This window comes from Paenibacillus sp. 01T443 (genome assembly GCF_056398325.1).
Window position 1 is genome coordinate 52,386 of sequence record NZ_JBFTPE010000007.1, and the last position, 13,135, is coordinate 65,520.

Annotated in this window: 12 protein-coding genes; 4 read left to right on the forward strand and 8 right to left on the reverse strand. The window is 48.8% G+C overall.

Going from position 1 to position 13,135, the window contains the following annotated elements:
- Position 1 precedes the first annotated feature (1 nt).
- Both AC1DLI_RS12515 and AC1DLI_RS12520 read right to left on the reverse strand, forming a co-directional pair.
- Positions 2-1,045, reverse strand: a complete 1,044-nt coding sequence (locus AC1DLI_RS12515) for an anthranilate phosphoribosyltransferase (RefSeq protein ID WP_477603407.1) — start codon at positions 1,043-1,045, stop codon at positions 2-4.
- A 15-nt stretch (positions 1,046-1,060) separates the two neighbouring features.
- Positions 1,061-1,678: an ANTAR domain-containing response regulator gene (locus tag AC1DLI_RS12520; protein WP_477602985.1), complete on the reverse strand. Its 618-nt coding sequence runs from the start codon at positions 1,676-1,678 to the stop codon at positions 1,061-1,063.
- 320 nt (positions 1,679-1,998) lie between these two features.
- Between AC1DLI_RS12520 and nirB the strand changes: the two genes are divergently transcribed.
- From nirB to AC1DLI_RS12540, 4 genes are all read left to right on the forward strand, one after another.
- The gene (gene nirB, locus AC1DLI_RS12525) at positions 1,999-4,440 is read left to right on the forward strand and encodes a nitrite reductase large subunit NirB (protein WP_477602987.1); all 2,442 of its coding nucleotides are present in this window, start codon (positions 1,999-2,001) and stop codon (positions 4,438-4,440) included.
- Positions 4,441-4,532: 92 nt separating this feature from the next.
- Positions 4,533-4,847 carry a nitrite reductase small subunit NirD gene (nirD, locus tag AC1DLI_RS12530; protein ID WP_477602989.1) on the forward strand — a complete coding sequence of 105 codons (315 nt, stop codon included), beginning with the start codon at positions 4,533-4,535 and terminating at the stop codon, positions 4,845-4,847.
- A gap of 59 nt (positions 4,848-4,906) precedes the next feature.
- A complete protein-coding gene (gene cobA / locus AC1DLI_RS12535) occupies positions 4,907-5,683 on the forward strand; it encodes a uroporphyrinogen-III C-methyltransferase (protein WP_477602991.1) in 777 nt (258 codons plus the stop codon).
- Positions 5,684-5,871: 188 nt separating this feature from the next.
- Positions 5,872-6,825 (forward strand): TRM11 family SAM-dependent methyltransferase, encoded by a 954-nt coding sequence (locus tag AC1DLI_RS12540; RefSeq protein ID WP_477603409.1) that lies wholly within the window; start codon positions 5,872-5,874, stop codon positions 6,823-6,825.
- 9 nt (positions 6,826-6,834) lie between these two features.
- On the opposite strand, the gene AC1DLI_RS12545 is transcribed toward AC1DLI_RS12540, so the two are convergent.
- The 6 genes from AC1DLI_RS12545 to AC1DLI_RS12570 all read right to left on the reverse strand — a co-directional run bounded on the left by AC1DLI_RS12545 (position 6,835) and on the right by AC1DLI_RS12570 (position 13,101).
- On the reverse strand, positions 6,835-7,611 hold the full coding sequence (locus AC1DLI_RS12545; RefSeq protein WP_477603411.1) for an alpha/beta hydrolase: 777 nt from the start codon (positions 7,609-7,611) through the stop codon (positions 6,835-6,837).
- 273 nt (positions 7,612-7,884) lie between these two features.
- Positions 7,885-8,349 (reverse strand): divergent PAP2 family protein, encoded by a 465-nt coding sequence (locus AC1DLI_RS12550; protein WP_477602993.1) that lies wholly within the window; start codon positions 8,347-8,349, stop codon positions 7,885-7,887.
- 67 nt (positions 8,350-8,416) lie between these two features.
- On the reverse strand, positions 8,417-9,259 hold the full coding sequence (locus tag AC1DLI_RS12555) for an MBL fold metallo-hydrolase (RefSeq protein WP_477602995.1): 843 nt from the start codon (positions 9,257-9,259) through the stop codon (positions 8,417-8,419).
- A gap of 246 nt (positions 9,260-9,505) precedes the next feature.
- Positions 9,506-10,396, reverse strand: a complete 891-nt coding sequence (locus AC1DLI_RS12560; RefSeq protein ID WP_308996064.1) for a carbohydrate ABC transporter permease — start codon at positions 10,394-10,396, stop codon at positions 9,506-9,508.
- A gap of 20 nt (positions 10,397-10,416) precedes the next feature.
- The gene (locus AC1DLI_RS12565; protein WP_308996065.1) at positions 10,417-11,307 is read right to left on the reverse strand and encodes an ABC transporter permease; all 891 of its coding nucleotides are present in this window, start codon (positions 11,305-11,307) and stop codon (positions 10,417-10,419) included.
- Positions 11,308-11,376: 69 nt separating this feature from the next.
- Positions 11,377-13,101 carry an extracellular solute-binding protein gene (locus AC1DLI_RS12570; RefSeq protein ID WP_477602998.1) on the reverse strand — a complete coding sequence of 575 codons (1,725 nt, stop codon included), beginning with the start codon at positions 13,099-13,101 and terminating at the stop codon, positions 11,377-11,379.
- Positions 13,102-13,135 lie beyond the last annotated feature (34 nt).

Below are 13,135 nucleotides of genomic sequence, written 5' to 3' on the forward strand. Positions count from 1 at the left end.
ATTAGCTGTTGCAGGGCTGAGCGCTCTCACTCCGCATAACATTCTGCCATCTGCGGTAAAGCTCCCAAGCTGCGCCGTTATCCAGCAAATCCTTGCAGACGTAAAGGCCTTCCTCGATTGAATCAACCTTCTCCGCCAGCTTGAGCCTCACGGCTGCATTAAGCATGACTTGATTGGCGAACGCGATGTGTCCGCATCCTTGCAACACAGCTTCCGTTTCCTGCACCTGCTCCAAAGGCGTCCATTTGATTTCCGGTACAGAGGTTTCCAGGCCGTAAGCGTCTGGATCAATAATATGAAGCTGCGATTGTCCATCCTCTACAAAATAAGTGCGGGTCGGCCGCTCGATGAACAAATCCTCCGAGCCTTCCACCCCTTGAACGATGAGCGCCTTCTTATAGGCCAAGTTGTTCGCTAATTTGGCCATACGCTCAAATACGGTATTATGATAAACCCCGAATATTAAATAAGGGGAATGAGAATAATCGATTAGCTTCTCCGCCGTATTCAGCACCGTTCGCATGTCTAGCTCAATCCGGATCGAACGCAGCGCTTTAAGCGGAGGACACCATTCCTCCGCGGGCACGTACAGCACACCCGTTTCCGATGCGGCATGGATAATACGATCCCGGGAAAGCAGATCGGCATCGATATCTGATTGCTTCAACAGATCATGCAGCGTGATGCCCCATTTTGGCGGCAAGGAGGCCGCTCCGTGAAGCGTAACCGGCAATCCTGCAGCCGCAAGAACAAACGCGGTAGAAAATGTCGCAAAAAATGTTTTTTTTCTGCCGTCATACGGACCTGCACAATCAATCCCCCGTTGGATAGGCGCACGCTGCGCATGCTTGCGGCATACGTTTACGAAAGCTTCAATTTCTTCAACGTTTTCCATTTTTATACGTTCAGCAATGAAAAAGGCGCCTATTTGCGCCGGGGTTGCCTTTAAATCAAGGATAGCGTTAGCCGCAAGCAATGCTTCATCATAGGTGAGATCCCGCGCCCCCCTTTTTCCCCGGGCTACTTCCTTTRATAGGTTGATCATCATCGCAAAGCCCCCTTATTTTTGATCCTGAAGGATTTGATAGACCTTAACGATCGATGTCGCCACATCCACCATGCGTTTACGCTCGTTCATAGCCTGCTTCCGCAGCACATCGTAAGCTTCCGCTTCAGAAATATTTTTAATTTTGCACAAAATCCCTTTTGCCATATCAATCCATTTCCGCTCCTCAAGCCTTCCTTCCAGCTGCTTCCGTTCATTTATCCATTGCAGCCTCTCGAAACATTGCTTGGAGCCAAAATGAAGAGCCCAGTGAAGTTCTTGTTCACTCATCGAAGGCKTTAGAATGCCATCCACTTGAATGTCATCCTCGCAAAATGCTGCCGAATGAGACGCCGAAGCCGCGCTGCACCACCATAGCAACGGAACGGTTTTTTGCTTCAACAGCTTTGCTCTCCATAACTTCACTTCATTAAGAGGCACATGAAGCACGACTGCGTCTGCGTTGTTCATTTGCAACTCAGCCTTCTTCTCGTCACCTGCACGAAGCACCTGATAACCATAGTCTTCTAATAAATACTTTGGCGTTTGTTTCTTGGAAAGCTGATCCGACTGAGGGTCCGCCATTGCCACCTCGTTTGCCGCACGATGTTCGACCACTAACAAAGAACGCATTTCGAAGCGCCCCCTCCTATTCGACTTTTTGTGAACACAGCACAAGCCGATACCTTTGTGATTATATATAACATACAAAAGTGTGAATTGTCACTAACCAAGTTTTTTCAACGTTTTTCATGTCAACTTTCTTGACATGAACTCTGAATTCATTGTATATTTACGTTATCATATTCATAACATTCACGAGTACAACGGTGTACTCGTTTAAAGCGGCAAAGAAGCCTGCTTTCGTTTTCCTAGGGGACGTACGTTCTCCTGAGAGCGAAGCAGGCTTTTCTTATTCCCGCTTAGGCTGAGATTGAGAGGAGAGAAATACAATGACTACGACTAAGAAGAAATTAGTATTGATCGGCAACGGCATGGCGGGTGTTCGAGCGATCGAGCATTTACTCAAACTTTCTCCTGATAGCTACGACGTTACGATCTTCGGTGCTGAACCTCATCCCAACTATAATCGCATCATGCTGTCTTCCGTCCTAGCTGGCGGCGCCGATATGCAAGAAATCGTCATTAACGACTGGGATTGGTATAAAGATAACAACATTACCCTTCATACAGGCCACAAGGTAACGAAAATTGATACGGAACTTAAGAAGGTTACCTCCCATTTAGGCGTTGAAGTAGACTACGATAACATCATTATTGCAACCGGCTCTAATCCATTTATGCTACCTCTTCCAGGCGCAGACAAAGAAGGCGTTATCGCATTCCGTGATATTCACGATTGTGAAGTGATGATCGACGCTTCTAAAAAATACAAGAAAGCCGTAGTAATCGGCGGCGGCTTGCTCGGGCTTGAAGCAGCACGCGGTTTGCTCCATCTGGGAATGGAAGTAAATGTCGTCCACATTTTTAACTATTTGATGGAGCGCCAGTTGGACGAGGCGGCGGCCAAAATGCTGCAGCGCGAGCTAGAAGCGCAAGGCATGCAATTTTTGCTGCAAAAAAGCACGGCTTCCATTAAAGGCAAACACCGTGCAACCGGGTTAGTTTTCGCTGACGGCAGCGAGGTAGACGGCGATTTGGTCGTTATGGCCGTCGGAATTAAACCTAACGTGGATTTGGCACGAGCTACGGGCATCGAAGTAAACCGCGGGATTGTCATCGATGATTTCATGCAAACAAGCGTACCTGGCATCTACGCCGTAGGCGAATGCGCCGAACACAGAGGTATCGCCTACGGCCTTGTGGCTCCGCTTTATGAGCAAGGCGCCGTTCTAGCCAAGCATCTAGCTGGAGTAGAAACGGCAGGTTATGCCGGCTCGGTTACTTCGACCAAACTTAAAGTATCCGGCGTTGACGTATTCTCGGCTGGCCGCTTTGATGAAGCGCCTGGCACCCGCTCTCTCAAGATTCAAGATGATATGGCAAACACCTACAAAAAGATTGTCGTTCAAGACGGCAAGCTCATTGGCGCAGTGCTATTCGGAGATACGTCTGACGGTGCTGAATTATTCGCTTCTATTAAGAAAGGCGAATCGATTGCCGGACGCGAGAAAGAAATTCTGCTCGGTATTTCATCCGATTTATTAAGCCAATCTTCCGGCGGCAACAGACTTGAGGCGATGGCCGATGATGAAATCATTTGCGGCTGTAACGGGGTCTCAAAAGGAACGATAGCGGATGCCATCGCGAACAAAGGCTGCAACACCGTTGGTGCGATCAAATCCTGCACGAAAGCATCCGCTTCCTGCGGCGGCTGTAAACCGCTAGTGGAAGGACTGCTTCACCTATATGCCGGCGATGCGGTCGGCGAGCCGGTAAAAGAAGGCATTTGCGGCTGTACCACGCATAGCAGAGATGAGATCGTTGCGGAAATTACGCGCATGAATCTCAACTCAACTAATGAAGTCATGAACGTTCTTGGCTGGAGCAATCCGGAGGGCTGCTCCAAATGCCGCCCGGCGCTCAACTACTACCTCGGCATGGTTAATCCAGAGGAATACGTGGATGAGAATGAATCCCGGATTACCAACGAACGCTATCATGCAAATATTCAAAAGGATGGCACGTACTCCGTTGTTCCGCGTATCTACGGCGGCGTAACCTCCCCAGCTGATTTGAAAAAAATTGCGGAAGTCGCTGAAAAATTCGATGTTCCGATGGTGAAATTCACGGGCGGACAACGGCTTGACTTACTCGGCGTTAAAAAAGAGGATCTTCCAAAAATTTGGGAAGAGCTTGATATGCCATCCGGTCATGCATACGGTAAAACGCTTAGAACCGTTAAAACTTGCGTTGGATCAACCTTCTGCCGGTTCGGTACGCAGGATTCAATCGGTATGGGTATCAAACTGGAGAAGGCATTCGAACGTCTCAATACACCAGCTAAGGTTAAGCTTGCCGTTTCCGGCTGCCCGCGAAATTGCGCGGAAGCTACAATTAAGGATTTTGGCGTAGTCGCCATTGACGGAGGCTGGGAGCTTCATATCGGCGGCAACGGCGGCGTAAAAGTCCGGGCTACCGATCTTCTCTGCATCGTCAAAACAGAAGATGAGGTGATGGAATGGTCCTCCGCATTCTTGCAGCTCTACCGGGAAAATGCACAATGGAACGAGCGTACCGCTCAGTGGATCGAACGCGTTGGTCTGGATCATGTCAAGAAAGGCCTTGAAAATCGCGAAGAGCGTCTTGCCCTTAAATCGCGTATCGAGAAAACACTCAGCCTGACAACTGACCCGTGGAAGCAAATTGTCGAAACGGACGAACTCCGTAAAAACTTCGAGCAATTGAACAGCGCTCAGCCCGTGCAGCTATAGTATTCACGCTTAGCCTGCGTGTTTCACATGACATATAGCGAAATTCTTAGCATCGAGCTTTGCTAAACAATATTTTTCAGGGGGAGTTACCTATGACAACAAAGCTGTTAGTTGCCAACCTTTCGGATATAGATGTAAAAGGATCACGACGCATACAAGTAAAAGACATTGAAATTGCCGTATTCCGGTTAACGGACGGCAGCGTGCTTGCCGTTGAGAATAAATGCCCGCATAAGGGCGGCCTGCTTTCGGAAGGGATGGTGTGCGGCACAGCCGTACACTGCCCGCTTCATGACTGGAAGGTTGATCTGCGCAGCGGACGCGTGCATGAGCCTGACGATGGCTGCGTAACGACCTTTGAGACCGAAATCGATAGTGAGAGCGGATCGATCTACGTAACGGTCTAAGAAGAGAAGGAATTAAATTCAGATACTAAAACGGCATAATCAGCCGAAGGGAGCAGCCTATGAGAAACATAAAGACAGGTACGGTATATATAGTCGGCGCTGGTCCAGGCGATCCAGAGCTTATTTCGGTAAAAGCCATGCGACGTATTCAGCAGGCAGACGTTATCCTCTATGATCGKCTTATCAGCAAAGAATTATTAGCCTATGCTAGTTCCCATACGGAGCTGGTTTACTGTGGTAAGGCTCCCGGCTCGCATGCGATGCCTCAGCAACTGATTAACGAAGCACTCGTCAAATACGCGCAACAAGGTAAAACGGTTGTCCGCCTTAAGGGCGGCGATCCACTAGTATTCGGAAGAGGCGCCGAGGAAGCTTTAGAGCTCGCCTCTTGGGGCATTCCATACGAGATCGTGCCCGGGATCACCTCAGCTATCGGCGCTGCCGCTGCTGCCGGCATCCCCGTCACACACCGTGAATATGCCGCTTCCTTCGCCTGCGTGACCGGCAGCCGCTGTCACGGCGACAAATCGCCGATTCGCTGGGATTTACTCGCTCACAGCGTCGATACGCTGGCCATTTACATGGGAGTAAGCGAGCTTCCTGCGATTCGCGAAGAACTTTTGAAGCATGGGAAATCCGCAGCAACGCCCGTTGCCTTAATTGAACGGGGCACAACGAATCGTCAACGTACCATCGTAGGAACGCTATCGGATATCCATACGTTAGCTGTCACGATGAAGCTTGCCAATCCCGCTCTTATCATTATCGGTGAAGTCGTTCGTGTACGCGAACGTCTGATGCAAGCCGAGCAGCAAGCTGTATCGCTCATCGGTTAGCTTCCCAGCACCGCTGTTTCGTTTTCTCTGACCGCCTCGTCGCACGCGGCAGCGTCTTCCGCTGTCGCGTGCGGCTTTATGCAATTCCGCGCGCAATACCCCCTCATTCCACACCATTCCTTTGTAAGGGCTGCCGTTTCCTGTATACTAGAAACCTCAATTGTTTTTTTATAAAGGATGCGAATCAGCTGGAAACTAGAAATCAACCACCGTTATACCTATATACCTACGGCTATCGATTGGAAGAAACAGAGCTTTGCCATCTGGAGATGCGCTCGTTTTTTGATAAACAGTCAGACTCCGGGCTTTTGATGAGTGATATTGATGTCCATCCCGACCGCAGCCCTTTTATGAGAGAGCGGCTTGAGGTTCTCTATGAAGGCGAGCGTCTAGAGGATATTTTGGAGCAGGTGAAGCAAATCGAATTAGACGATGCGACGTTCAAGGTCATTTTCGTCAAAATGACTGACCTTCCGCAGGAGGATAAAATCGATTTCGATGATCAACGCGGCATTGAACGAGAAATTGGCATGTCTATTGAAGGGGAAGCCGATGTGCGGAATCCTGACTTTAGCTTCGGCATTTTATACTGGGGCGGGCGTTGGTATTTCGGCAATTATATCAAGAGCAAGGCTGTTTGGCTTACGCAAATGCAAAAGCCGAGGAGCTATTCCATTGCGCTCAGCACCCGGGTAGCCAGGGCCGCCGCAAATATTGCTGTGCCTCAGCCACTCGGGATAACCGCAATCGACCCCTGCTGCGGCATTGGAACTGTGTTAGTTGAAGCGCTGTCGATGAACATAAACATTGTCGGCCGGGATATCAACCCCTTTGTCATTCGGGGAACGCTTGAAAACCTAGCGCATTTCGAGTTCAATACGGATGTCGTTTGCGGAGATATTGCCGACATCACGAGCCATTACGACGCAGCTATTGTGGATATGCCTTATAACCATTTTTCTCGCACAACACCAGAAGAACAGCTATCATTGCTGCAGCATGCCCGCCGCATCGCTAACAAGGTGATTGTCATCACTGCTGATCCTATGGACGAGCTTATTGCACACGCTGGATTTTCTATAGCAGACCGCTGTTCGACCCGAAAAGGAAGCTTTGTCAGACAAATCGTTGTTTGCGTTTAATTATGATGCCTAAGACTTATATCCATTGAACGCGAGCCAAGAGGAACAAGCCGTCGTCCATTCGTTTGTATGTTCTTCATCCTCGGCCAACCCGAGCCCATGCCGGCCCTTGGCGTACACATGCAGATCAAAGAGGACTTTATGTTTTCTAAGAGCCGCAGCAAACAACAAGCTGTTTTCCACGGGTACGGCTGCGTCATCCGAAGTGTGCCACAGGAAAGTAGGCGGCGTATCCTCGGTTACTTGAGCCTCGCTGCTCAGCTGCGCCACTTTCTCAGGCAAGGCCTCTTTACCAAGTAGATTATTTCTAGAACCAACATGCGCATAGGGCTCTTTGAGCGTGATCACGGGGTAGCATAATACGAGCAAATCCGGACGGCATGACTCGCGTTCAATGACATCCTCCGCATGTTTATTTCCTTTGTCATAGCTCGTACCCGCATTAGACACTAAATGGCCGCCTGCTGAGAAGCCCAGTATCCCAATCTTGTTCGGATTTACGCGAAACTGGCCGGCTTTGAATCTGACCGTTCTGATCGCCCGCTGTATATCTAGCAGCGCGCAAGGATACTGGTAAGGCGCAACCCGGTAACGCAAAACAAATGCTGAGATGCCCAAGCTGTTCAGCCACTGGGCAATAGGCTCGCCTTCATGATACGCCCTCGCGCCATAACCTCCGCCTGGACATACGATAACCGCAGGACGGTTGTTGCCTTTCACCAAATAAGGCGTAATTGCAGGGCAATCCTCATCCGTATTCCCGAGCGCAAACGGCGCTCCATGCATCCATAATAATTGCTCCGTCACTTTTATAATCCCCCTTTTCGCATGCATATAAATGGTAAGACTTCTCCATTATATAACTAATGAAACAAGGCAGTCATCTGCCCGCATACAAGCGTAAACGGCTGCATCCGTCCTTTGGCGGCAATAGCTCGTTTCGCGGAGATATATAAGCACGTTTATAAGTGAAAACTTATAAATTCTTATATATAAAAAAGGTTTAAGCCATAAAGGGCTTAAACCTTTAAAAAAAACGATTTCATTGCTGTACCATCATTATTTCTTGAATGCGGTTATGCCTCCAATAAAGCCAAACAAAGCACCAAGCAGCGAACCCGCCGCTACCTCGCGAGGCTGATGCCCAAGGCTTTCCTTAAGCCGCTCGCGCCTGCGCTTATGATAAATGCCTGGATGCTTCCCAGCCAGCTTTTCAACGTCCTCGTCCAGATCGTTTACTTGTACCGCAATTTCACCTGCATGCCTGCGAATATTCATGGCATCATACATTACAATGATGCCAAGCATCGCGGAAATAGCAAATTCGGGCGTTTTGACGCCGTATTTGGTCGCCGTGTATGCCGCTAAGGCCGATACGCCACTCGAATGCGCGCTAGGCATACCGCCTGAACCGATTAGCTTCCGAATGTCCCAGGTTCCGGTTTTTGCATAATGCAAAGGCAGCTTGAGCAGTTGAGCTGCTCCTACAGCCGTAAGCGCGGTCACAAGTCCTCTGTTTGCCACAGCTGTCACCTCCAATCATCCTGCCTCCCTCATTTTGTCCTATTGCCGCAAAATCATGTGGGGACTCTTATTTCATATAAATAAATCGCTCGCCCGGGGCGAACATATGGAACTTCTTAGCCGGATAATTGCGATGAATATAGTCGACGAAATAAGCCGGGTTCTCATCATTATGCGGAAATAGGCCGTAATGCATCGGTATTAATAAATCGGCCTGGATTTGCACAGCGATCTCGACGGCTTCGCGATAGTTGCAATTACCGACGATTCCCTGCTCATTGCGCACAAAATCCCGTCCGTTTATAGGTAAAAGGGCAATATCGATCTGTCTGCTTTGCAGCCAGGTGACCAGTTCTGGAAAACCTACGGTATCTCCCGCGTGATAAAGATGAATGCCTCCAAAATCTGCTACAAATCCAAGAAATTTATGCTCTCCTGCTTCATCCTGCTCGAATTGCTCATGCTTGGCAGCAAACGCTTCGAGACGAATGCCGTCCTCCAGCTCCAATACTTGTCCATGCGAGATGCCAATCAGCTGATCTTCCCGCAGACCCCACTCCTTCAACAGCGGAAGATGGGCCTTCGGCGCAATAAAACGCGTTTTTGTCGATTTCCCGATGGCCTGCAGCGTCAGCTTATCCATATGGTCCTCATGATGATGCGAGCAAACGACGTAGTCCACATCCAAGCACTGCGATGGCTGAAGTGGCGATTCGAAGGCGCGCGACCACGGCGGGCCGCTGAGCTCGTAAACCCAGTCCGACAAATAGGGATCAAACAAGATTGTTTTCATCTTCCATTTGACAAGAAAGCCCTCTTGTCCCAATGCCCAAAGTGCCAATACCTGCTCCGGAAGCTCCGTCTCGGCAATTTGCTTCACTAAAGCCGACCCGCTGTTATATACGTTCACGAGTTTTATCATCCCTTTTGCTCTAAATTTTGCTTTCCTTCCATTATAGCGCTATTGCTGCTGAACATAACAGCCAATCGTTTGGATTTCTGGATATGGTCCAAGATCAGTATTATTGGCCTAAATCCTAAGGTTGTTAACTACAATAAAAGGCTGATGATCTGCGGCCGCAAATTGCGGAAACAGATCATCAGCCTTCTCTTGGATATAGCAGCATCAGCCTGTTACACAGCAGTCTGCTATCAGCTATTCTTTTACCGAACCTAACGTAATCCCATGAATGAAAAACCGCTGAAGAAACGGATACACAACTAGAACTGGAAGCATGGCGATAAATATTTTCGCGGCATCCAATGTCCGGTTAGACAGCTCCGACATGCGCTTATACTGATCTTCCGTCATCGTAGACGGATCGACGGAAACGACAAGCTGCTGGATATACGTTTGCAGCGGATAATATTCCTCCCGTGTCATGAAGATCAGTCCGTACAAAAATTCATTCCAGTGATAAACAATACTGAACAAGGTTACGGTTGCTAGCACAGGCACAGCAAGCGGAATGTAAATTTTAATTAACGCATCCCACGGCCCTGCTCCGTCTACGAGCGCCGCTTCATCCATTTCTTTTGGGAGATTCCGATAAAAGTTAACGGTCAGAATGACATTAAACACGATGGTATGCGCACCGCCGACAAGCACCATCGACCATATGCTGTTAAGCATGCCCAGCTCTTTGATCGTTAAGTATAGCGGAATGAGACCGCCATTGAACAGCATAGTGAATATAAGCGTCCACATGAGCACATTACGCGCCTTGAATTGCTGCACGCTTCTGGAGAGCGGATAAGCCATCATGGCTACCACAATCAGATTCAGGCCAGCCCCAAGAAAAACGCGTTTCGCCGAAATCCAGAAGGAGTTGAAAAATTGACTGTCTTGTAAGATTTGCTGATACGCATTGAAGTTAAAATCTATCGGCCACAGCCAAACTCTGCCTGCCGCAGCAGCCGAATTTGAGCTTAGTGATAGCGCAAGCGTATACCACAACGGCAAAATGCAGGTGAGAGTAATGAGAACCAAGACGATAATCAATAAAATATCGAAAGCTTTTGAACGGATTGTTGTATCGCGAACCATCCCGTCACCTCCTGTGCTCGTTAGAATATGCGGTAGTTGATGAACTTGTATGCCAAGTAGTAGGACACGGAAATTAAGATGAAGCCGACCAAGGATTTCAGTAATCCGACAGCTGTTGCCAGCTCATATTGTAAATTAAGCAAGCCTGTCCGGTACACCCAGGTATCAATGATATCCCCCGTTGAGTATACTAGCGGGTTATATAGGTTGAATATTTGATCAAAGCCGGCATTCAGCACATTTCCTAAGCTAAGAACGGTCAGCAGCACTGCGGTCGTCCGAATGCCAGGGAGCGTAATATGCCACAAGCTGCGAAACCGCGAGGCGCCGTCTATGCCCGCCGCTTCATACAATGCAGGACTGATGCCAGTTAGCGCAGCCAAATAAATAATGGTATTGAAGCCAAATTCCTTCCATACATCGCTGCCTACCACCAGATAGGGAAACAAGCTCGCATTGGCAAAAAAGATGACCGGCTCCATCCCAAACAGCCCAGCCAGCTGATTGATAGGCCCTTTATAGGAGAATAGATCAAGAACAATCCCGCCGAGAATAACCCATGACAAAAAATGAGGCAAATATACGATCGTTTGAACCCATCGTTTCATAATCAATAGACGCAGCTCGTTGAGCATCAGCGCAAACATAAGCGGCACGATGAGATTCGCAATTATTTTCATAACGGCAATGTACAGCGTATTAACAAACACATCCCGTGTATCATTAAGCGCAAACATATATCTAAAGTGCTCAAGGCCAATAATTTCTGATCCGAAAATCCCCTTCCCGGGGTTGAACTGCTGGAATGCAATGATAATGCCAAACATGGGAATGATGCTGAAAATCAGTAGCCAAAGATAGCCTGGCAACAGCATGAGGTAATAATGCTTGGCAAACCCTTTCGTTTTCATGCTATCTCTCCCTTCGATGATTTCAAGCGGCAAGGCACCGACATTACATCGGCGCCGCCATTTTTCAAACTACGGGTTAACGATATCTGTTACTTCCTGTGTAATTTGATCTCCGCCTTGCTTCTTCCAATCAGCCACGAAGGTATCAAAGGTATCAACTGAAGCCGCGCCCATCACGATCTTCAAGAACATTTCATCTTCCATCTTCTTCAGGTTGACCCACCGGCTCTCCATCAATGGCGTTTGCTCGTAAATCAAACTCGGTACATCCTCCATGCTCGTATCGACAAGCGGAGTCCCGCCTACCATTATCGAGTAAGCCCGCGTCCAAATGCCCATATCCGCGCTTGGATTCCATGTTCCAATGCCCATTTGATCGTAAGGCTCGTTCTTTACTTTCTTAATATCTCTCAGATCGGATGCAAGCAGCTTATAGCTAACGTCTGCTGCATAATCCTCAGGTTTCTTGGTGCCAGCCAGCACCTCGCGTATCGCTTTAACCGTATATTCCGTTTCGTCGGAAGGCGCATATACCAGGCGGAGCGGATAAAAGCCAGGTCCGCCTTTGCTTGGATCAAAGGTCGCTTCCGCTTCGTTTTTGAACAAATTGTTCAGCATTTTCATCGGCGCTTCGGGATGCTCATAGCCCTTGCGGACGACAACAAATTCACTGGAAGGCGTACCGATATGCGGGCTGAACTTGCCATCCTTGTTCAGCGGCAGCGCATAGGACTGCCAGTTTGCTTTCGGATCGTTCTGGACGGCATCGGATACCGGTCCATAGCCCATCCACCATGGTGCGAAGAACATGCCTGACTTGCCGCTTACAACCGGCTCCTTCGAATCCTTACGCACAGCCATTTCCGGATCGATGAGACCGGCAGCGTACATTTCGCTCAGCTTAACAAGCGCTTCTTTTGTTTCCGGAAGGGTAGAGCCATACGCAGGCTTGCCATCTGCTCCGTTAACCCAAAAGCCCGGGTACGCGCCGAAGGCAGAGAAGATAGCGTCAAAGCCATACAGATTATTTTTCGATTCCAGGAAGTTCGCATACATCTTGCCGTCGCCGCTCTGCGGACCGGAAATACCGATGGTATCCGCCTTGCCGTTACCATCCGGATCCTGCTCGACGAAGGCTTTCGCAACCTTCTCCAAATCCTCAATTGTTTTTGGAGCCTCAAGGCCCAGCTTATCCAGCCAATCTTGACGAATCCACATCGTATGAACACCGTCTGCTTTCAGCTGGACACCGGGGATCGCCATAATTTTTCCGTCAAATGTAACCGCTTTTAATGCAGCGCCGCCTGTGCCTTCGATAATTTCCTTAATCGTAGGGGACGCAAAGTTTTTGTATACGTCTGTCAAATCCGCCAATTGATCAGCCTCGACCATTTGCCGCAGTTCAATTGGTCCTACAACCATGGCATCCGGCAGATCATTACTGGCAATAGCCAAACTGATTTTTTGAGGCATGTTCGCACCCGATGCCGTAAAAGTGTGCTCCACCTCAATATTCAGGTTTTCCTTGATGTTGCGCGTATATTGATTGTCTAGAGGCGTATCTCCGGCAGGCAAGCTTTTGTCCGTGGGATCAACCTCCATGCCGATACTAATTTTAATTGGCTCCGCGTATTTGCCGAACGGGTCCTGAGGAGCTTCCGAATTGCTCGGCGTATTTGCGCCCTCCGCATTCGTTCCTGTATTGTTTGGGGAATTGTTTGCATTGCTGCAAGCGCTGATCACAAGCAGCATAATCATAAACAGAAGCAGTTTGCTTTGGTTTTTTTTATTCATATTGCACCCCTTCTTTCGCGTTGATGTTTTTCTT

Excerpts from the sequence above, each read along its gene's own strand:
- nirD (WP_477602989.1), top strand. The coding sequence starts at position 4,533 with ATGACAACAAAGCTGTTAGTTGCCAACCTTTCGGATATAGATGTAAAA.
- AC1DLI_RS12570 (WP_477602998.1), bottom strand. The coding sequence starts at position 13,101 with ATGAATAAAAAAAACCAAAGCAAACTGCTTCTGTTTATGATTATGCTG.
- AC1DLI_RS12560 (WP_308996064.1), bottom strand. The coding sequence starts at position 10,396 with ATGGTTCGCGATACAACAATCCGTTCAAAAGCTTTCGATATTTTATTG.
- nirB (WP_477602987.1), top strand. The coding sequence starts at position 1,999 with ATGACTACGACTAAGAAGAAATTAGTATTGATCGGCAACGGCATGGCG.
- AC1DLI_RS12545 (WP_477603411.1), bottom strand. The coding sequence starts at position 7,611 with ATGCATGGAGCGCCGTTTGCGCTCGGGAATACGGATGAGGATTGCCCT.
- AC1DLI_RS12565 (WP_308996065.1), bottom strand. The coding sequence starts at position 11,307 with ATGAAAACGAAAGGGTTTGCCAAGCATTATTACCTCATGCTGTTGCCA.